Consider the following 19,826-nt stretch of genomic DNA (forward strand, 5'->3'; position numbering starts at 1 on the left):
TTCACGTCAAAAGGCCGCTTCCTGCCCGGTGGCTTGGGCCAGCTCGCGGAAAAGGCGCAGGCTCTCTTCGGCCTCGGTCTTCTCCATCTTGTGCATGGCGAACCCGGCATGGATAATGATGTAATCCCCGATCTCCACTTCTTCGGGCAGCAAAATGCCGGAAACGGTCAGGCAGGTCGGCCCGTTGCCGACGGTGGCCTTCAACATGCCGTCATCAGATTTTTCAATGACTTTCGCAGGGATGGCAAGACACATACTGAGTCCTTTCGCTGATTTTCGGCCCGCGGGAACGGAGGTTTTCACAAAACGGATGCCGTGCGGGAAAAATGATAGTACCCATCCTCAAGCCCTCAGGCAAGCCCGAACCTCCGATCCCGCATGAGAATCCCCAAAAGGGCCGCCACGTATTATTGACATCCTTACCGTTCGGCTTTATGGGTAAAGGCATGAATACGTTAAGGCCCATCAAAGACGCAACGACCAGCTTTTCCCGCTCCGTGTTGGGGACGCTGCTTTTTGCTTTCGGGCTTTTTCTGTGTTCCTCCTTTTCCGCGCAGGCGCACATAGACAGCGATGTCGGCAGGCAGTTTGAAGCCCTCCTCGAAACGGCCCCTTCAAGTATGGAGGCCTTCAAGGATCAGCACTCCGAACTGGAAAGCGGGAACATCGGCCCGCAGCTCCAACGCTTCGATGCCGTAGATGAAGGTTCGGCGCTTGTCGAAGTATCCGGCGAGTGGCGGCTTGACGCGGCGCTTGCCCGTTCCGAAAGGAATCCCTTCACCAGTATTTCTGAGACGCTCAACGGCAATACAAGCCAAACGACGGCCCGGACGCCCAAAGGGTTCGACAAGCCCCTGCCGAACTCGGCGGGGTATGCCGCCGCGTTGGCCTCCCCGCCTGTCCTGCCTCAGGTTTCCGCTGTCCCGGCGGCGCTGCCCATCGGCACGCCCCTTTGCTTCCTTCCCGCCGAACGCGGGCTTGTTTCCTACCCTACGCCTCCTCCATACGGCTGCTAGAGCTTCCGCTTTTCCGTCCTTCGCTTTTTGCGTGACAGAAAAGCCCTGACTCGCGCAGCCGGTCTTCTGTACCCCTCACACGTCTCCCGCGCAGAATACCGGAACGCCCGAATCAGTGTGCGTCCTGTCGGCGGTTCCGCCGTTCCCGACAGCATTCTGCTCCTGCAACCGTGTGAGAGGCTTTCATGAAACTCTCGTTCCGATATGCGATTGCCGCCATTGTCATGGCCGGCGCGCTTTTCCTCTTGTCTCCGACGCTTATGCCGGAAGACGTCAACCTGCCGGGCGCCTCCCGCATCAGCTTGGGCCTCGATCTCAAAGGCGGCGTTCAGCTCACGCTGGGCGTGGATACGGAAAAAGCCGTTCAGTCCGCACTCGTCAACAGTGGGCAAATGCTCCGCCAGAAGGCCCGTGAGGCCGGGATCACCGTCCTCGGCCCCCGCCAGATGCCCGGCGGCGTACAGGAACTCATCATCGCCCGCGCCAATCAGGCCGATGCCTTCCTTGCCCTTGTCCAAAAGGACGCCCCGCAGGTCGTGCCCGGAACGCCCCGGACTGGTTCCGACGGCGCTGTCCATCTGCCCTATACGTTCACGCCCGCCTTTGTTAAGCAGACGCAGGATCTGGCCGTGGATCAGGTGCTGCGCACCATCTCCAGCCGCATCGACCAGTTCGGCGTGGCCGAACCGGATATCCGCAAGCAGCAGGGCGACCGCATCCTCATCCAGCTCCCCGGTCTGACCAACGTCAACCGCGCCGTCCAGCTCATTGAGAAGTCCGCCGATCTGTCCTTCCACCTCGTCCGCGACGACATCCCCCAAGGCTACCTGCCTCCCGGCGTCGCCTTCTACCCCATGATGGGCAAGCACGGCGAAGAGGGCAATGCAAAGCTGGCGCTCGACAGCACCCCCCTCCTGAGCGGCAAGGAAGTCGCCGACGCCCGCCCCGGATTCGACGACAAAAATACGTCGATGGTCAGCCTGTCCTTCACCCCTCGCGGCGCGGCCCTGTTTGAAATGGCCACCGGCGAGCATGTCGGCAAGCGCCTCGCCATCGTGCTGGACGGCACCATCCACAGCGCCCCGGTGATTCAGGAAAGGATCGCGGGCGGCACGGCCAGCATCAGCGGCCAGTTCACGCCCGAAGAGGCGCAGGATCTTGCCATTTCCCTGCGTTCCGGTTCCCTCGCGGCCCCTGTCCATGTGCTCGAACAGCGCACGGTAGGCCCCGCCCTCGGCGAAGCGTCCATCACCAGCGGCATCCTCGCTGCGCTCATCGGCACGCTGGCGGTCATGATCATCATGCCCCTGCGCTACGGCTGGTCAGGCATGCTCGCCAACGGGATGCTCCTCTGCACCCTCAGCCTGCTCATGGGCGGCATGGCCGCGCTCGGCGCGACCCTGACCCTGCCGGGCATAGCGGGCGTCGTGCTGACCATCGGCATGGCCGTGGACGCGAACGTCCTCATCTTTGAGCGGATACGCGAGGAGCTGGCCCTTGGCCTGACGCCTCCCAAGGCCATCAAGGTCGGTTTCGAGCGCGCCAACCTTTCCATTGTGGACTCCAACCTGACGACGATCATCGTCGCGGCCATCCTGTACCAGTTCGGGACCGGCCCGGTGCGCGGCTTTGCCGTCACCCTGACCCTCGGCATCATCGCCTCCATGTTCTCGGCGATCTTCCTCTGCCGCATCGCCTTCGACGCGTGGATGAAGCACACCGGCGGCACCCGCCTCAGCATGCACGGCCCCATGGAGCTGCGCGCCCTGTCTGGCTACCTGTCCCACTTCCCCTTCCTCAAGCGCGTGAAGCACGTAGGCGTGCTGACCCTCCTGCTCGTGGCGGCGGCCGTTTCCATGGGCATGTGGCGCGGCGGCCTCCAGTACGGCGTCGACTTCTCAGGCGGCGTTGCGGCGCAAGTCCGGTTCGAGCACCCCGTTTCGGACAAGCAGCTCATCGGCGCGCTTGATCCCATGCACCTCGAAGGCCTGATGACCCAGCAATACGGCGACAACAGTTCCGTCTGGCTGCTCCGTTTCGGCCTGCCCGACACCCCCGCGCAGCAGCTCGGCGAAACCCTGCTCAGCCATCTCCAAACCGTGGACGGCGGCGGGACGGTTTCCTTGGATCGTCTGGAAACGGTCGGCCCCAAGGTCGGCGACGATCTCCGCAGCTCGGCGCTGGAAGCCATCTATTACGCGCTGCTCCTGATCACCGTGTATATTTCAGGGCGGTTTGAACAGCGCTGGGGAACCGCCGCCCTGCTTGCCGGGGCGCTCACGGCGACCATGATCGCCCTGCAATGGCTGGGCGTGCCGACGGAAGGCCGTATCCTTGCGGCACTGCTGCTGACCCTGTTCCTGTGCTGGCGGCTCCGCCTCTCCTTTGCGGCGGGGGCGATGGCCAGCCTGATATTCGACGTCACGACGACCACCAGCCTGCTGGTCATCCTCGGACAAGAAATCGATCTGAACATCGTAGCGGCACTTTTGACCATCATCGGCTATTCGTTGAACGATACCATTGTGATTTACGACCGGATCCGTGAAACCCTGCGGCGGGAGAACCCCGACTCGCCGCGCCCGCTGCCGGAAATCATTCAGGAGGCGCTTGGCGACACCATGAGCCGTACCCTGCTGACCGCAGGCACGACGCTCGTGGCGGCCCTCGCCCTGTTCCTGCTCGGCGGCCCGGTCATTTACGGCTTCGCACTGACCATGCTCATAGGTGTTTTCATGGGAACGATTTCCTCCCTGTTCGTCGCAGCGCCAATGCTTCCCCTGTTTGGCGACACCCTTTCGTTCAAGACCGCCGTTACCCTGGGCGTCTTTGAGCGGCCCGGCGAACACGGCGTGGTTTGACGGCGGGAAACCTCCTCTCCCCGCCTCCGTTTCCATGAATACGGCACCATCGGCGTCCCCTGCCGATGGTTCCGGGAGGACAGGATTCCCCCCCTGAAATTCCGTCCTCCGAAAACGACGCGTCGGGCGTTTTACGGCCGCCCGGCGGGTTATGCAAACGCGGGCTCCGGGTTTTCTCCTCCACCCGGGTTCACCTTCTTTCCCCTGTGAAGGTGGCCGCGTTCGGGCAACATCCATCCCCCTGAGGATGTCGCCCTCTCCTCGGACGGCGCCGACACTGAGGAGGGAGTGCCGGCGCCGCTTCTTTTGGAACGGGGAAATTGGGGAGGGGAGGAAGGGCCTTTCTGAAGAAAGCCCCTTCCTCCCCTCCCCAAACCCCACCCCTCCTTCCCCAAAGACTTTCATCCTTATCGAATCCCTCATGGGGGCTGTACTGGAAAAGGCAAGGCCGGCTTCGGCAAATGGGCCATACGGGATGCAAGCTGTTGGAGGATAACGGCAACGGGGAACCCAAGCGGAGAAAAAGGGCAATAGGATAATCGCTGTTTGGGAAAGGCTCTGTTATAGTTTGTGGTTGTTTCATCTCTACAGTGCGATGAAAAGACAGCCTTTTTCTCCGGTTTTCCTGTTGGCGGGATCCACGGCTAAGGCATTTTTCCGGTTATCCCTTTGGAACTTCAAGGAAAAAAGCATCAACCGTTTTCTATAACACAGCCTTGGGAAAAGGGCCGCGAGGGAAACGGGGGGAGCCCTTCCAATCGTTCTGGCCTTGGGATACGTTCCCCTTCACGCGGGATGCGCAAGGGCGTTTTTCTTTAGAAGGGATGCATGTCAAAAAAATGGTTGTGTCGTAGAAAATGGTTGATGCTTTTTTCCTTGAAATCAAAAAGGATTAACCGACAAAATGCCTTAGCCGTAGATTCCGCCAACAGGAAAACTGGAGAAAAAGGCTGTATTTTCACTGCACTGTGGAAAAAAAGCAATCTTATGCCATGACAGAGCCAAGAAAATCTGTGTATTGGGAGCGTTGTAAACAGAAAGTTTTGTTCAGAAGCCGGTTGATGTTTTATTTCTTCGGCACTGTCATAGTAAAAAATTGATAGTTCATTCCATGGAATTCAAGGTAGATAAGAGAAAAACGTTTTTCGGCCTTGGCCCACCAGCAACGATATTTCAAAATGCAATAAAATCAGCTACTCTAAATTGTATCAATCGGATGAATAACAGAGCCATTTCTTGAAGTTCCCCAATAAATGCTCAGTGGAATGCCCACCCACGCCGCTCATCGGAAAGACGCTATAAAAGTATATATTCAGTGTGTTAAATAGGGGTAAGGTTGTGCCATAGAAAATGATTGATGCTTTCTTCTTTGAAGTTCCAAAGGACTAGCTGATAAAATACCTTAGCCCTGTATTCCGCCAAGGGGAAAGCTGGAGAAAGCTATCTTTTCATCGCACTGTGAAGCTGAAGAAAAAGGCTGTCTTTTCACAGCGCTGTAGAAATGAAACAACCAGATCTCTGACAGGGCCAATCATATCAATTATATTGTAAACAGGGCCAAAGGGACATTCAATACGGATACGGATGTCAAAAAAATGTGCGGGGACGTGATTGCCTTATCTTTACAGCATAGTGAACATACGGATTTTTTTAGCTTTTCATCAACGAACTCCATGACTAAAATACTTTATTTGGGTTATCTCTTTGCCTGTGCCCGCGGATTTGCCTTGCAGATCCGTCCGGCGGGTTTGCCTGCCGGATATTCCTATACGCCTGCACCGGGGAAGAAAAAACATCCATCGTTTGCTGTAACAGAGCCAATAAAACGATGGATGTGCTGTTGTTGAGTTAGCCGGGGGAGGGATTTTCCCAACAAATTCCCTTTCCAGCGTCATCATGTCCTTTCAAAGGCTGTTCCTATCACGCGAAAACATTCATATGGAGATATGCCATGTCCACATTTGCGCCGCCGGCCCTGCACGGCATCATCGGCTACCCTCTTGGGCACAGCCTGAGCCCCCTCATGCACAATACGGCCTTCAGGACGTTGAACCTGCCCGGCGTCTATCTTTCATGGCCCATTGAACCGGGGCGGCTCCCCGGCTTTGTGGACGCTGCCCGGCTGTTGAATATCCGGGGCTGCTCCATCACGATTCCCCATAAAGTCGACATCATCCCGCTGCTGGACGAAACGAGCGCAGGTGTAAAGGAAATGGGCGCCTGCAACACTATCTATCGTGACGGCGAAAAGCTCTGTGGGGAAAATACCGACGTCATCGGATTCATGGCTCCGCTGCAAAAGCGCTCGCTGCCTCCCGACACCCGTGCGCTCGTGCTCGGTGCGGGGGGCGTTTCACGGGCGGCCATTGCGGGGCTGCGGAGGCTCGGCCTCACCAATATTACCCTCACCAACCGCCGGAAAGAACGCGCCGAAGCCCTCTGCAACGAATTCGGTTTGTTGTGCGCCCCGTGGGAAGAGCGCGGGGATGTTCCCGCTGACCTCATCATCAACACGACATCACTCGGCATGACCGGGGCCCAAGAACATGAAACGCCCTACCCTTCGCCATTTCAAGGCAGCGGCATCGCCTACGATCTGCTCTACACGCCGTTCCAGACCCGTTTCCTGCTCGACGCCGCGGCTGCGGGCTGGGAAACCATCCCCGGCCTCGATATGTTCATTGGGCAGGGGGACGCGCAGTTCCACCTGTGGACGGGGCACCACCTTCCAGAAGAAGCCATAACAGCAGTGGCTTCCACGCTTTATGGATAATAAGAAACGGCTGTACGCTTCCGCGCCCATCAAACGCCATCTCAAGCATGGCGATAAAAAGGGAAGTTTCCGCCGTACCGCTTTCCCGCAGCCTCTTATAATAAAATGCCCTGCGTATCCCGTCCTCCAAGCCTGTTGTCCGGCAGGAACTCCTGCTGGGCAGCCTCCCCACCAGTCAAAAGTCTTTGGGATGGGAAGGGGAGGTTTGGAGGGGGAAGGGAAGGCCTTTCTGAAGAAAGCCCTTCCCTTCCCCCTCCAATCTTCCACACCCCTCACCACCCCAGAGCCCGCATCACCTGTTCGGGGGTGATGGACTGCATACACGCATGGCTGCGATCACAATGCTTCTTTCCGTGCAGCGTACAGGGGCGGCAATCCAACTGCGGTTCAAGAACCCGATCCTTCGGCCCCGCCGGGAAAAACCCCCACTCTTCCGTCGTGGGCCCAAACAGTGCCAAAACGGGCGTGCCGACCGCCCCCGCAAGGTGCATCGGGCCGGAATCTCCCGTGATCAACAGGGATGAGGCTTTCAACAGAGTGCATGTCTCCCGCAAGGATGTGCGATTGGTAAAATCACGGAACGCGGGGAGCCCTTCCATGCCGCTGCCGCGGCCGATGACGATCCACGGTATGCCGCGCGCCTCGAAAAGCTGCATGAGCTGGCGCCAATATGCCTCTTTCCATGCCTTATCAGGATGCGTGGCATACGGATGCAGGGCTATGGGCGGAACGCCTGCTTTGTCCGGGAGCTGTTCCAGCAGGCGTTGCCCCTGCCTGATCTCCTCATCGGAAAGCCAAATGTGGGGCAGGAGTTCGGCGCGGGAAGGGGGTGCAGACTCCACGGCAAGGGCATAACGCTGCGGGACGTTCCATAGCCTGAGCTTATCCCGGAACAGCCGCCCCTTGCTCCGCAGGAATAAACGGCGCTCAAGGCTAAGCTTGCGATAACGCTTTACAGGCCCTTTCCACAACAGGGAAAGCAGGCGGGTGCGCAGAGTACCATGCAGATCGAGCAATCCCCGCCCTGCGTGGGCTTCCGCCAGCCCGCGGAAAACGCCAAGCTGACGCGGAAACCTCAAATCCTCCTTGGCGAGCCCAATAACGGAACGTACAGCCGGGTGCCCTTCCAGAACAGGGGCGAACGCTTCGCGGGTAATGACCGTGAACGTCCAACCGTGCATACGGTGCCAATATTCGAGAACTCCAGTGGTCAGGGCCACATCGCCGAGGGCGCTCAGCCGGATTACAACCCATTCCGTGGGGGCTGGGACGTCATGAAAAGATGAAATTGTCATGCCCGGAAACTACCAGCGGGCATTCCAAAAGAAAAGGACTCTCTGCACCCATGTGGAGAAAACTTCACTTCTATATTGAGCGCCCCTTCCGTGACAGGGCTCTCTGCGCTCATGTGGAAAAACCTCCTTGTCCCAAACGATAGCAGAGGATTTTAGCCCTCTCCCTCTTGCTCTTTACGCTATGATCCGATAGAGTCTTGCGCTGGATGGAGAGGTAGCGAAGTGGCCGTAACGCGCTCGACTCGAAATCGAGTTACCGGTGATGAGCTGGTACGTGGGTTCGAATCCCACCCTCTCCGCCACTTAAAAACGCCAAGGCATCCGATGAAATCCTGAGGCTCTATTAGAGTAGATGGTTGCTTCATCTCCAAAACACGTTGAAAATACAGTTTTTTCTCCAGCTTTCCTCTTGTCAGAATCCATAAGGCATTTTGCCGATTATTCCTTTGGAACTTCAAGAAAAAAAGCATCAACCATTTTTTAGGACACAGCCAATTCTGAAAGCCCTTGATCTCAATGATTGAGGGCTTTTTTGTGCCTGATGCGATCTGAAAAACCTTTTTCTACAGAGTTATTCGTGATCCATTTTACCACATCTTGATCTTTCAGTTCCGTTTATTCTTTGACACGAATATTTCTACTGCATTTTCTAAAATCATTTTGTACTGTAATTTATGCGTATTGATTCAATGTTAAGGAATAAAAACTGCACCACTCAGTTTTACTGAAATTATATACGCAATAATCTATGGATAAGTACATTGTGAAAATAGGAAAAAGTATTGTCGGAAGAGATGGCGTATTCTTTCCTTTAAAGGACGTATAAGGGGAATAACTGAGCCCTTGAAACATCGGCGGCATCAACAGTATGACATTACGGTCTGGCGTTGCCATCAAGTGCCTGTTTGATAAATGAGGCCTTCATGGCAGCCATACCGTGAAGGCCTTTTTTATTAGCTGTGTTATAGAAAATGGTTGATGCTTTTTTCCTTGAAACGCCAAAGGCATAACCGGCAAAATACCTTAGCCGTGGATCCCGCCGAGGGGAAAACTGGAAAAAAGCTCTATTTTTCACCGTACTGTGGAGATGGAACAACCACATACTATAATAGAGCCTTTTTATTTGGCTCTGTCCTATACATGGTTGTTTTGTTTCATCAATATACTGAAATATATGCTTTTTATCCATTTTTTCCGCTGGCGGGCCCTGTGACTGGGGGATTTTATTGGTTATTTCCTTGAAATTCCAAAGAAATAACCAATAAAATGCCTTAGCCGTAGGTTCCGCCAAGGGGAAAACCGGAAAAAATCCGTATTTCACTGCGCTGTGGAGACGAAACAACCACAGACTATGATAGAGCCTTATTCATCAGATACCACCTTGTATTCTTTCCACTTTCAGCGGATGTTCCGGGACGTGTCTCCCTGTTTTTCCATATCCAGAAGTTATGGCAGGAGAATATCCGTGCGCTTTTTATCTCAGGCCATCCCTTTCTGAACTTCGGTACGGCGGGACGCCCTCCTACAGGAGATGCCGGGGAGCTCGCACTGCCGTAGGCAACATGAACGCGTCGGAGCGCCATTTGAAACGGATCAGCCTGTTGGAAGAAGAGACGGCTCAGCCATGCCGGGGCATCCAGTATCTCTCGAAATGTTCACTACCCCATAGATCGTGATAATATTCACGCACTTCATATGGTTCAGGAACGGGCTGAGGATAAGATCCGGCACGTTGCCGACCCTTTTTTGTTTCCGTGTTCGTGTCCCCGCGCCTTCCCGCACAGAGGATCGCGGAATGTATCCGAAACATTCGCGTTTCAATGAAATTCGCATTCAACTATTTGAAACTGAAAAACAAATTTTGAGGAAATCATCGAAAAGGCGGATGTCTCAAGGCTCCGGGGATGCTGCGGGATACGAAGACCATGCTGGGTGGGATTTTCATGAAGGAAGGGGTGCCAGCGCATATCCATGCGCTTGAATCCCGGAATCCCAACTGTGGTTCCAATCTGCCGGGCTTGCCGAGTTGATGGGCAACGAAACCGAAACAGTTGAGCGTGACATGGTGTTTATCCTTTAAGAACAATGTCATGTACGCGTGGAGAGCAGCCTCACCGATCTCGAAAATCGGCGCGTCAGGGAGACAGTGCCATGCGCGCATGGAGAGCAGTTTCAAGGCAGTCGCGTGGCGCGTAGTCCCAAGGACAGTGCCATGCACGCATGGAGAGCACGGCCGGTGCGGTATCGGATCTCGCAGGCACGTATGAGGGAGCTGCGCTTGAAATATGACGTTTCCTTCCTCCCTATTTTGATCATCGTCGAGGCGTTGCTCTTTGATTTTGGCTCTGTCATAGCGTGTGATTGTTTCATCTCCACAGCACGGTGAAAAGACAGCCTTTTTCTCCAGTTTTCCCCTTGGCTGAATCCATAGCTGAGGCGTTTTTCTGGTTATTCCTTTGGAATTTCAAGGAAAAAAGCATCAACCATTTCCTAGGCCACAGCCTTGATTTTTACCAACGGTGCCCGCAGCTGCGCCAATGCCGCCCTGACAGTGGTTCTGCAAGCGCCTCACAGCCCCCCGCTGGGGGATCGCGGGGCGCCTCATCATCGCGTGGGGCCTTGCCCTCCCCGCTTCCGCGGCTTCCTGCGGCCTGTTCTTTTTCCCGCTTGACCGCCCTGTGGATCTTCATGGATACACTATTATTTCAATAAAAAAGATAATGTTTACTAAAATAAAGTCAGGCAGCCTTGACATATTTTATCTTCAAGTGTAAAAATTCACTGTATCATCCGTATAATCCCCATGTGAGCTGCTTATGCCTCTTTCTTTAGTCACACAAAGATTTATGTGCGCATTTTTTGTCGTCACAATGATCTGTGGCGTATGGCAATATGCAGCAGTGGAAAACGCCCTTTACTTTGAAGACAGGGAAGGCGTCGTATCCGAAGAAATCTGCGAATATGCCGTAACGCAGCGTGCGGATCAGAGGCGCTCGACTTGCAATCCGAATGCAAGCGGTATGGAAACGCTTCTTCCCCTGCTTTCCATCCTGCTTGGCTTCCTTCTCTACGGGCCTGTCGTCAGGAAAATCCATCTTTGCCGCCTGCAAAATGATTTTCTTCCTAACCTATACGACTTTCACGGGATGCTTCCACTCCCATTCGCTCCTCCGCCCGCGCGCCCTTAAGCCTCCGGATCGGGCACGGCTGAAAAAGGGCCTTTCATGCCCAAGGCATGTTTGGCGCGGGAACGGCACCCGTCCCCGCGAATGGGGATCGTCCCCTCAGCCTTTTCAGCGTGCATCCCGCCGGGGGCCGGATTCCCCTTAGGATCATTTCGCATTACTCAAGAACATATTCGGAGTGAGGAATATGGAAACCGTAAGAAAGCCGTTGAATGAAGACCGCGTAGCCTTGTTGCTCGGAAGCGTCATCTTTATCCTTGCCCTGCTCAAGTTCGGCGGGATAGACATGCTCGGCTGGGCCGTCAAAACCGGTATGTGGGTGGACAACCCGCTTGATGCGTGGAAGTCCGCCACCAAGGGCCTTCTCCCCGGCTATGGGGCCCTGTTTGTTACCTACGCCGTCCTGACGGGCGCGCTGGCGTGCGGCGTGAAGCTCATGGGGAACGACGTGGCGAAGTTCGTCAAGTCCTTCACCATCATCTTCTTCATCGCCATCATTTGCTATACGCTGGGCGCCAACGCCTACATCGCGGCCAACCCCACCCAGCTCAAGGCGCAGGGGATTCCGTGGGCGCTGGGCCTGAGCACCGAAGCCGGGCTCATCCTCGCCCTCGTCATGGGCATCGTGATCAGCAACTTTATGCCGAACCTTGCCGAATCCCTTAAGGACGCATGCCGTCCCGAACTGTTCGTCAAGATCGCCATCGTCATCATGGGCGCCGAACTCGGCGTGAAGGCCGCCGACGCCGCCGGTTTCGCCGGTCACATCATTTTCCGGGGACTGTGCGCCATCGTTGAAGCCTATCTCCTCTACTGGTGCGTGGTCTACTACGTCGCCCGCCGGTACTTCAAGTTCAACCGCGAATGGGCCGCGCCGCTGGCCTCCGGCATCTCCATCTGCGGCGTTTCCGCTGCCATCGCCACGGGTGCGGCCATCCGCTCCCGGCCTGTCGTTCCGATCATGGTGTCCTCGCTCGTCGTGGTCTTCACCTGCATCGAAATGCTGATCCTGCCCTTCATCGCCCAGCACTTCCTGACCGGCGAACCCATGGTTGCGGGCGGCTGGATGGGCCTCGCCGTCAAGTCCGACGGCGGCGCCATCGCTTCCGGCGCCATCGCCGAATCGCTGATCCTCGCCAAGGCCGCCGAATCCGGGATCAACTGGGAACCCGGCTGGATCATCATGGTGACCACCACCGTCAAGATCTTCATCGACGTCTTCATCGGCGTGTGGGCCCTGGTCCTCGCGTGGGTGTGGTGCACCAAGTTTGACAAGTCCGGCGACCGCACCATGCACTGGGGCGACGTGTGGGCCCGTTTCCCCCGCTTCGTGCTCGGCTACATCATCACGTTCGCCATCCTTCTCATCATCTGCCTCCAGTCCCCCGAACTGCAGAAGACCGGCAAGGCCGTTTCCGGCACGTTGAACGCCTTCCGCGTCATCTTCTTCCTGCTTACCTTCTTCACCATCGGCATGGTGTCGAACTTCCGCAAGCTCATGGAAGAAGGCATCGGCAGGCTGGCCATCGTCTATGTGGTGTGCCTGTTCGGTTTCATCATTTGGCTTGGGCTGCTCATCTCGTGGCTGTTCTTCCACGGCATGACTCCTCCTCTGGCCTCCTGATTTCACACTCTGCTTAGCTAAGGAGAACGATCATGGCAGAAAAGAAGAACGACGTGAAGTTTCATGAAGAAATACAGAAGATGGAATATGAGCCCATGGACGAAACGGAGCTCAAGCTCATTAAGGGCGGCATCACTTTGGGCATCGTCCTGCTTGTGACCCTGTTCGTCGTGAGCAAATACATCCTTCCCGGCATCCATTAATCCTTAAGCACAACGGGGGGAGAGCCCGCCTCTCCCCCCGTGTGGACACACCGCCATGTCTCAATACAAGCTTGTTTATTACTCGGGAATGAACATGAACCTTGTCCGGGGCGATTCCGAAATCGTGGAAGCGGACTCTTTCAAAGATGCGCTGTCCCGCAAATGTTCATGGCCCGTTTTTGAGGCGAGGGATCACCTCTCGGCCGCCGCCCAAAACCCCGGCACCTGCGTCTACTATACGGAAATGTGGGAAGCCGTCCTGTTGGATCCGAAACAGGCGTCTACCAGCCACGACTGTTACGGCGACTTTTCCGGGATGCGGTACTAGGCCGTGCCGCTAATTAGACATAACATATTGAAATTATCAAACTACTTTTAAGCTGTAAAAAGATTTTAAATGATTTCAAATAGTTTTATGTCAAATAACAACACAACCTGAGGTTCCGCCCGTCCAAGCGGCACCCCTGCGGGAACCAACCACGCTGCGGAGCCGAATTTCATAGCCTGCCGTGGACGTATGCCGGGTTCCTTCCATCCCGGCACCCGATCAGCAAGCTGAAGGCATGCAAGGCTTGAAGTTCCGTATGCCCCACCCGCGTGCCCGCCGCGCCTTCCGGCGGCAGCCCGCCATCCCCTAGGCTGAACCCCTCCTCCAGCCCGGTGACGCCGGCGGCCAGAGCCGCGGCCTTATCGCTTCCGGGTTATGGAGCCAACAAAACCGGCTAGCGCTGTCCGTCAGCGGCATACTCTGCCCATCGCAGCTTCCACCGCCCGCGTTCTTGAAAGCCTGACTCCGAAGCCCGCCAGCGCCTAATCAATACAGGCAAGCCTGTGCAGGAAAAACGCCCTGCTGTCCCAGATCGGACAGACGGAAGCCTTCGGGAACCCATGCCCGGAGGCCGCCCCGCCCAAAGGCGAAGCCAATGGCAAGGCCCCATTGAAAAAGTGTGGCCTAAAACGTGTTTTGGGGGCCGCAAAGAAGCCAATCAACGGGCATCTGAGGGCCTGTACATGCGGCCCAAGAGTGGGGCGGATCCCTTATCAAGCTCCCGGACGGTTTTGTCCGGGCTTTTTTGTGGGAAGGGAAAACTCGCCGCCTGCCTGCACAAACGTCAGGCCCGGCCCCGCTTCCAGCCCCATACCTTTCCGAGCACCATCGCGGGAATGGTGGGCAAGGAGGGGACAAGCGAAACCAGCGACCCCACGAGGATGAACAGGATGCCTATGACCATGCTTGTCGGAATGGCTTCCCGCAGGAAGGCCAAGGCCAGCACGGGCGCGAGGGCGGGCTTGAAAAAGAAGACCAATGAGGCGGTGATCGGCGAGGTCGCCTCCATTGCCATAAAGTAGCAGGCAAAACCCGCCCCGGTCACGCCGACACAAATATACAGCATCATCAGCGCGCTGAACGGGGTATACCCGGACAGCAGGGGGATATCCGCGAACAGGCCGAGCCCGATGTCCGCGAGGAACCCGGCGACCGCCGAGAGGCGGCTGAACGCGACGATGGCCGCCATTTCAAGGCTGGCGAACAGGAAGCTCCCGCATGTCACGACCACGCCGGAATACTTGGCGCACATTTTGGTACCGAGCACGGCATACAGGGCGAACACCGCCGTGGACAGCAAGGTGAGCGTGATGCCCGCCGTGCTGATGGACGTATTCAACGGATTGATCAGGATAAGGATGCCGAGGCATTCCAACGCCAGCGCAATGACGTGCTGGCGCAGGATCCGCGTGCGCAGGATGAGCCCGGCGAAAACGAGTACGAACACGGGGTTGCAGCTGAACAGGACGGCAACGACCGAGGCGTTCGTGTTCTCCACGGCAAGCTGGTACAAGGTCATGCTGACCACGATCCCCAAAAAGCCGAGCCCGGCCAGTTTAACGAAGCCGGGGGCGTCGATCCGCACGCCACGTTTTCTGAGCATCCGTCTGGCGAACGGGATAAGGACAAGGCCGCCGATGAGGAACCGCGTGAGGTTCAGTTGGACAGGATTAAACAGTCCGGCAACTTCCTTGAGCGCGATTTCCATCGTGCTGAAAAACAGCGTTGCCAATGCGATAAACAGGTAACCTCTTTTCATAACGGCATATCCTCTCGCTGCAAAACCGGCGGCCCGCCGAGAAGCCTTGAGCGTATCTCCCCGCAACGTGGGGGGCCTCCCGCCTCCCGTTCGTACGCTACGCCCACTCATGCGTAAAATGAAATATGCTCATGAGAAACATGCCGTTAAGTTAATGATCGGATCAGCCTAGCCACACTTTCCCTAAGCCGTATCGTCAATCAGATATAATCTATTGACATTATTTGACTATTTTTCAAGCCACAAAAAGATTATTTAATCAATTTCAAATAATTATATAAAAATGACGACACGGCCTGGGGCCTGTTCACATAAACAAAGAATAAACATCATTTCCAAATGGTTACCTCCGCTTTCGAGCATGCTGAATGTTCCTTCCAACCCGCTTCAGCCATTGGAAAACCCGGCATAGCGTGAACACGCCCTAAGGCCGCTCGCCCCCGCCCTCTTCAGCTTCCCTTCCGGTCAGGCAGCCTATGAAGGCATGGCCCGCGTGTGAAATCTGGCTTCGCTTTCTGGTCACTACCGCAATGGCCCGCTCCGGTATCTTTTGCGTTGTTTGTAGCTCAAAGACGCTTCCCGCCCTGAGGCTCTCCTCCGCAAATCGCCGCACGGTTATGCCCACTCCAAGCCCCCGCTCCGCAAAAGGCACGATCAGCACCGTCGTCGCCAGCTCACATTCCGGATCAAGCACTACGCCGTGCGATTGGAAAAACGCATCCAGATACGCCCGGGTGCTGGTTCCCTTTTCCGGGCACACAAGAGGGAGCTTGGCAACCTCATCCAGTGAAAGGACGGATCCTTCCAGATGGCGGAACGTATTGCCCGCGACAAACGTATCCTGAACCGTGCAAACGGGGATTATGTCCAGATCGTCGTTTTCTTCCACCGGCAAAAACACGACGCCCAGATCGATCCGGCGGGCCCGCAGCGAAGCAATCGTTTCGGGCGTCGATGCCGTGATGGTGCTGATGCGAACCTTGGGATAGTCCTTATGGAACCGCTCCAGATACGGAAGCAGGAAGGCATGCATGATCATATCGGAGGAACCGATATGGATGCTTCCCCAGTCCAGATGCAGCATGGCCTGAATCTTCTTTTCCCCGATGGCAATCTGCTCGCAAGCCTGCGCGACGTGCTGATAGAGCACTTCCCCCTCAGGCGTGAGCCGCATCCCTTTGTGCATCCGATAAAACAGCGCGCAGCCGAGCAGCTTTTCAAGCTGCCGTATGCACTTGCTCACCGCCGGTTGCGAAAGGAACAACGCCTTAGCCGCAAGGGTAATGCTCCCAAGCTGCGCCACCTGATAAAAGACCTTGTAGTATTCAAACGAAATGTTCATACCCACCATCCTGTCCAGCCGGTTCTTCCTGCATTGACATGCAACAGCCCGGCAGGGCAACCCTTTTCGAGAGCTTGGAGGAAAAGCGCGTCGTTCCGCCGCGGCCCGCCCTTCCCTGCCGTGCGGATCAAAGCGGCGTCCCTAAACGCGGGGTTCTGCGGCCCCTAGGTCGTATCGTCAATCAATATAATCTATTGAAACTATTTAACTATTTTTTTAAGCCGCAAAAATATTATTTTTAATAATCTTAAATAGCTACACGCAAAAATAACGGCACAACCTAGAAAACCGATTGCCGAAACAAACCGATTTCTCCTCCCCTTTCCCATAAGGGTACGGCCCCTCCCAACTCGATCCATCCATAACAACCATATAGCCTACCCCTTTTCTCAGGCTATAGGAAACAGGCCGGGCCCTGATGCGGGCAGAAAAAATTGGCTGTGCCATAGAAAACGGCTGATGTTTTTCCTTGAAGTTCCAAAGGAATAACCGGCAAAATGCCTTAGACGTGGCTCCCACCAAGGGGAAAACAGGATAAAAAGGTTGTATTTTCACTATATTGTGAAGACAAAACAACCACAGACTATGACAGAGCCAAAAAATTTCACCGGATCGCAAAAAAAAAGCTTGCAAGCCGTCTCTGTTTTGCATATACCTCTTTTCGCGCCGAGGTGGTGGAATTGGTAGACACGCTATCTTGAGGTGGTAGTGGGAATTCCTGTGCGGGTTCGAGTCCCGCCCTCGGCACCACTTTTCAAAGCTGTTGCAGTAACATAGTGCAACGGCTTTTCTTTTTTGTTTCGAGCTGTTGCCGGAAGGGACGGAAAAGCCCCATTTGGGCTGAAGCGTGCCAAACGGTGCCAAAGTGCTGGGTCATTCACGCCAAAAATCGGCAGGAGCCCCATGCTTTGTAAGACGCTTAAAAAGGGCTCTCTCCGCCTACGAATCCGCATGCCACGCAAGACAACTTATCCCTCGTACCTGTACAGGCGTGGACAACTTTTCTCTTTTCGATACGTAATCCCAGAACGATACCGCAAACAAGGCAAGACGGAACTCCGCCTGAGCCCCCAAACGCCATACCTCAGTGGGCCAAGAAGCTAGCCCAACGGCTGCTCCGAGCGCCCACTCAGATGGTAGGGATGTTATGGATTACGAAGCGCTCAGACTGCGGCTCAACGGCCTACTCCGGGCTATGCCAAAATAAGATATGCAAGATTTTCCGAACGCCCTTCCCTGACCATCTTGGGCATTGCTACTCTCCCCTATGGTGAATATTGCAATCACAGCTCAAATATTGACCATCTTAATCTTCAGACAGAAAAAGGGCTATCGGCAGTTACACCAAATGTTATTTCCCTGCTGTTGAGGCAAAGACTCATACGGCAGAATATATCATGCCTGCCCAATATATATTTTGGCTCTGCCATAAGATGTGATTGCTTCATCTCCGATGTACTTCTTTCACATCCACAGTATGATGGGAATACGGCCTTTTTCTCCAACTTTTTCGCTGGCGGACTCCATGCCTGAGTCAGGTTGTTGGTTATTCCTTTGGAATTTCAAAAAACAAGGCATCAACCATTTCCTTATAATACAGCCTTTTTATATCGCTCTGTTATAGTATGTGGTTGTTTCATCTCCACAGTGCGGTGAAAAATACAGCCTTTTTCTCCGGTTTTCCCCTCGGCGGGATCCACGGCTAAGACATTTTTTCGGTTATCCCCTTGGAGTTTCAAGAAAAAAGCATCAACCATTTTCTATAACACTGCCTTCTATATTATCCTTTATGCGCCCGTTCGTGCCGGTGTGCCGCCGCTCTGCCACACTTCAATCACAGTTTCTTTCAACCTCTGGTAGGTGCATGGCCCCCTGCCGCACAGCTCGGCAACCCGTGCCAGACAAATCGTTTTTTGCCCTTTTACAGTCTCATTCAGGATAGCTGTGGAGACGGGGTAAAAATCCCATTGCTCCAAATCGAGCGGATTGATGGTATCCTGTTCCTTATGCTTGAGCACGCAAAACACATAAACGTCAGCCTGACGCTTCTTCTCCTTGGCATAGGCAAGGCCATCCCAGTACAGGCTTTCGGCAATACTGAATCCTATTCTGGAAAAACCTTTTTGTTCCCATGACTGGATGTAGGCCGATGCCTTGACCTCGATTTTGATGCCCTCAGGCGAAAGGAGATCAAAACTTCCCCATGTGGGGCTGGTTCCCCCATCACAGCCCATCGCCGTCGCGACGATGTATTCCGCCAGCTTGCCGCGTTCCGTATTGCTGATCAGATCCGAAAAGGCCCACGCCCAGAAATCCTGAAGGGTATGTCCGCCGTCCATCCCCTGAAAACATTCTTTGCCGCTCTTGCGTGTGGCCTGTATAGCCGGGAGTTGCACCATATTTTCCGCCCTCATTATGCGCAGTGAAATGTTCTCGTTACAAGGCAGGCTGCCGAAGTTGAGCCGCCCATCCTCCACAAACGTTTCCGCGTTTGCAGTACCGCCTGCACCGCACTATCCTGTAACTCCGGGGATAACATACCTCCGCACAGTTCTCTTGACCAGTGCGCGCAGATGTGCCCGTGCGGCCCGATGCGCCCAATCCACGGAAACATTGGCCTTCAGCCTATCAAACGTTCGTGGGCTGTTCTCCCTAAGGCCATCGCTCCCCATCACCTATACGGAAATTTTCCGCCAGAGCATCATAAAACATGATCTCGTCTTCCATCAGCCCAGACACCTCTCCCCGCTCTTCGGCCTTCTGATATCGGCTGCAATTTCAATGAATTCTTGTATGAATCCAGCGGCAGGCAACGCCTTGGAATGGTGCCGCGCCGCCAAGCCTTACGAACGATCGGAAAAAGCCCGCTTCTGGATGCGGATGCCGTTATCCAGAATCTTTCATAACGATTCCAGATCCAAATTCTTCTGGCGCGGTTAACGGGCCTCCTCCCCCAATTCGTCGGAACGAACCGAAATGACAGTTCTTGTCATTCCCACCGCCTTAAGGGTATCCCCGAATTCGATTGAGACAGCGGTGCGGATGACGATCTGCTGGATGGTGAAGTCGCGCTCTTCCCTGCTTTTGTCCGAACAGGTGCGGCTCCCGGCCAACGCGGTACTGGTGGCCTGAAAAAACGCTGCCTCTTCCCGCATTCCAACACCTCAAGCTGGCAAGAAAAGGGGAAAAATACGTTGTTCCTGAGACAACCCCCGTCGGGCGGCATCCGGGGCGACCTCAATGCCCCTCACATAAGCGCGTGCCGCAGGAACAGGCTGGGAGGGAAATAGGAAAATGAAGGCCGTGCCATAAGAAATGGCTGATGCTTTCTTTCCTGAAATTCCAAGGGAGTAACCGACAATATGCCTCAGGTATGGGCTCCGCCGACGGACGGCTGGAGAAAGGGGCCGTATTTTCTCACCATGCTGTGGAGATAAAAC

At 55.2% G+C, this 19,826-nt stretch carries 15 protein-coding genes and 2 tRNA genes; 8 read left to right on the forward strand and 9 right to left on the reverse strand.

All coding sequences use genetic code 11. From position 1 onward, the window contains the following. Nucleotides 1–6: 6 nt before the first annotated feature. Nucleotides 7–255: a HypC/HybG/HupF family hydrogenase formation chaperone gene (locus tag ACZM8Y_RS03025; protein WP_302553266.1), complete on the reverse strand. Its 249-nt coding sequence runs from the start codon at nucleotides 253–255 to the stop codon at nucleotides 7–9. Between the two features lie 71 nt (nucleotides 256–326). Between ACZM8Y_RS03025 and ACZM8Y_RS03030 the strand changes: the two genes are divergently transcribed. The 3 genes from ACZM8Y_RS03030 (at nucleotide 327) to aroE (ending at nucleotide 6,650) form a co-directional block, all read left to right on the forward strand. Beyond that, on the forward strand, nucleotides 327–1,016 hold the full coding sequence (locus ACZM8Y_RS03030) for a hypothetical protein (protein WP_489501569.1): 690 nt from the start codon (nucleotides 327–329) through the stop codon (nucleotides 1,014–1,016). 185 nt (nucleotides 1,017–1,201) lie between these two features. After that, entirely contained in the window at nucleotides 1,202–3,877 is a 2,676-nt protein-coding gene (gene secD / locus ACZM8Y_RS03035; RefSeq protein ID WP_482330518.1) for a protein translocase subunit SecD, read from the forward strand. 1,951 nt (nucleotides 3,878–5,828) lie between these two features. After that, on the forward strand, nucleotides 5,829–6,650 hold the full coding sequence (gene aroE, locus ACZM8Y_RS03040) for a shikimate dehydrogenase (protein ID WP_482330519.1): 822 nt from the start codon (nucleotides 5,829–5,831) through the stop codon (nucleotides 6,648–6,650). 272 nt (nucleotides 6,651–6,922) lie between these two features. Here the strand turns inward: aroE and ACZM8Y_RS03045 are convergent, their stop codons facing one another. Next, entirely contained in the window at nucleotides 6,923–7,945 is a 1,023-nt protein-coding gene (locus tag ACZM8Y_RS03045) for a glycosyltransferase family 9 protein (protein WP_482330520.1), read from the reverse strand. A 208-nt stretch (nucleotides 7,946–8,153) separates the two neighbouring features. Between ACZM8Y_RS03045 and ACZM8Y_RS03050 the strand changes: the two genes are divergently transcribed. Further along, a tRNA-Ser gene (locus ACZM8Y_RS03050) sits at nucleotides 8,154–8,247 on the forward strand. A gap of 572 nt (nucleotides 8,248–8,819) precedes the next feature. Here the strand turns inward: ACZM8Y_RS03050 and ACZM8Y_RS03055 are convergent. Both ACZM8Y_RS03055 and ACZM8Y_RS03060 read right to left on the reverse strand, forming a co-directional pair. Beyond that, nucleotides 8,820–9,266, reverse strand: a complete 447-nt coding sequence (locus tag ACZM8Y_RS03055) for a hypothetical protein (protein WP_302551796.1) — start codon at nucleotides 9,264–9,266, stop codon at nucleotides 8,820–8,822. A 1,507-nt stretch (nucleotides 9,267–10,773) separates the two neighbouring features. Then, on the reverse strand, nucleotides 10,774–11,040 hold the full coding sequence (locus ACZM8Y_RS03060; protein WP_479858584.1) for a hypothetical protein: 267 nt from the start codon (nucleotides 11,038–11,040) through the stop codon (nucleotides 10,774–10,776). Nucleotides 11,041–11,317: 277 nt separating this feature from the next. Between ACZM8Y_RS03060 and ACZM8Y_RS03065 the strand changes: the two genes are divergently transcribed. From ACZM8Y_RS03065 to ACZM8Y_RS03075, 3 genes are all read left to right on the forward strand, one after another. After that, complete coding sequence (locus ACZM8Y_RS03065) at nucleotides 11,318–12,754, forward strand: putative sulfate exporter family transporter (protein ID WP_302551794.1); 1,437 nt, start codon at nucleotides 11,318–11,320, stop codon at nucleotides 12,752–12,754. A gap of 32 nt (nucleotides 12,755–12,786) precedes the next feature. Further along, a complete protein-coding gene (locus ACZM8Y_RS03070) occupies nucleotides 12,787–12,957 on the forward strand; it encodes a bacteriocin-type signal sequence (protein ID WP_302551793.1) in 171 nt (56 codons plus the stop codon). Between the two features lie 94 nt (nucleotides 12,958–13,051). After that, nucleotides 13,052–13,285: a GMP synthase gene (locus ACZM8Y_RS03075; RefSeq protein WP_302551792.1), complete on the forward strand. Its 234-nt coding sequence runs from the start codon at nucleotides 13,052–13,054 to the stop codon at nucleotides 13,283–13,285. A 784-nt stretch (nucleotides 13,286–14,069) separates the two neighbouring features. Here the strand turns inward: ACZM8Y_RS03075 and ACZM8Y_RS03080 are convergent. Then, a complete protein-coding gene (locus ACZM8Y_RS03080; protein ID WP_482330523.1) occupies nucleotides 14,070–15,044 on the reverse strand; it encodes a DMT family transporter in 975 nt (324 codons plus the stop codon). A gap of 424 nt (nucleotides 15,045–15,468) precedes the next feature. After that, nucleotides 15,469–16,386: a LysR family transcriptional regulator gene (locus ACZM8Y_RS03085; RefSeq protein ID WP_302551790.1), complete on the reverse strand. Its 918-nt coding sequence runs from the start codon at nucleotides 16,384–16,386 to the stop codon at nucleotides 15,469–15,471. 665 nt (nucleotides 16,387–17,051) lie between these two features. On the opposite strand from ACZM8Y_RS03085, the gene ACZM8Y_RS03090 reads away from it, so the two are divergent. Continuing rightward, a tRNA-Leu gene (locus ACZM8Y_RS03090) sits at nucleotides 17,052–17,136 on the forward strand. 1,037 nt (nucleotides 17,137–18,173) lie between these two features. On the opposite strand, the gene ACZM8Y_RS03095 is transcribed toward ACZM8Y_RS03090, so the two are convergent. The 3 genes from ACZM8Y_RS03095 to ACZM8Y_RS03105 all read right to left on the reverse strand — a co-directional run bounded on the left by ACZM8Y_RS03095 (nucleotide 18,174) and on the right by ACZM8Y_RS03105 (nucleotide 19,541). Beyond that, nucleotides 18,174–18,785, reverse strand: coding sequence for a hypothetical protein (locus ACZM8Y_RS03095; RefSeq protein ID WP_482330524.1), 612 nt, complete (start codon nucleotides 18,783–18,785; stop codon nucleotides 18,174–18,176). Nucleotides 18,786–18,899: 114 nt separating this feature from the next. Further along, entirely contained in the window at nucleotides 18,900–19,058 is a 159-nt protein-coding gene (locus ACZM8Y_RS03100) for a type I restriction enzyme endonuclease domain-containing protein (protein ID WP_482330532.1), read from the reverse strand. Between the two features lie 264 nt (nucleotides 19,059–19,322). Further along, entirely contained in the window at nucleotides 19,323–19,541 is a 219-nt protein-coding gene (locus tag ACZM8Y_RS03105; protein WP_482330525.1) for a hypothetical protein, read from the reverse strand. Nucleotides 19,542–19,826 lie beyond the last annotated feature (285 nt).

The organism is Bilophila sp., from assembly GCF_057864385.1.

Excerpts from the sequence above, each read along its gene's own strand:
- ACZM8Y_RS03065 (WP_302551794.1), top strand. The coding sequence starts at position 11,318 with ATGGAAACCGTAAGAAAGCCGTTGAATGAAGACCGCGTAGCCTTGTTG.
- aroE (WP_482330519.1), top strand. The coding sequence starts at position 5,829 with ATGTCCACATTTGCGCCGCCGGCCCTGCACGGCATCATCGGCTACCCT.
- ACZM8Y_RS03060 (WP_479858584.1), bottom strand. The coding sequence starts at position 11,040 with ATGGATTTTCCTGACGACAGGCCCGTAGAGAAGGAAGCCAAGCAGGAT.
- ACZM8Y_RS03045 (WP_482330520.1), bottom strand. The coding sequence starts at position 7,945 with ATGACAATTTCATCTTTTCATGACGTCCCAGCCCCCACGGAATGGGTT.
- ACZM8Y_RS03105 (WP_482330525.1), bottom strand. The coding sequence starts at position 19,541 with ATGCGGGAAGAGGCAGCGTTTTTTCAGGCCACCAGTACCGCGTTGGCC.
- ACZM8Y_RS03085 (WP_302551790.1), bottom strand. The coding sequence starts at position 16,386 with ATGAACATTTCGTTTGAATACTACAAGGTCTTTTATCAGGTGGCGCAG.
- ACZM8Y_RS03075 (WP_302551792.1), top strand. The coding sequence starts at position 13,052 with ATGAACCTTGTCCGGGGCGATTCCGAAATCGTGGAAGCGGACTCTTTC.
- ACZM8Y_RS03070 (WP_302551793.1), top strand. The coding sequence starts at position 12,787 with ATGGCAGAAAAGAAGAACGACGTGAAGTTTCATGAAGAAATACAGAAG.
- ACZM8Y_RS03080 (WP_482330523.1), bottom strand. The coding sequence starts at position 15,044 with ATGAAAAGAGGTTACCTGTTTATCGCATTGGCAACGCTGTTTTTCAGC.
- ACZM8Y_RS03095 (WP_482330524.1), bottom strand. The coding sequence starts at position 18,785 with ATGGTGCAACTCCCGGCTATACAGGCCACACGCAAGAGCGGCAAAGAA.
- ACZM8Y_RS03100 (WP_482330532.1), bottom strand. The coding sequence starts at position 19,058 with ATGGGGAGCGATGGCCTTAGGGAGAACAGCCCACGAACGTTTGATAGG.
- secD (WP_482330518.1), top strand. The coding sequence starts at position 1,202 with ATGAAACTCTCGTTCCGATATGCGATTGCCGCCATTGTCATGGCCGGC.
- ACZM8Y_RS03030 (WP_489501569.1), top strand. The coding sequence starts at position 327 with ATGATAGTACCCATCCTCAAGCCCTCAGGCAAGCCCGAACCTCCGATC.
- ACZM8Y_RS03025 (WP_302553266.1), bottom strand. The coding sequence starts at position 255 with ATGTGTCTTGCCATCCCTGCGAAAGTCATTGAAAAATCTGATGACGGC.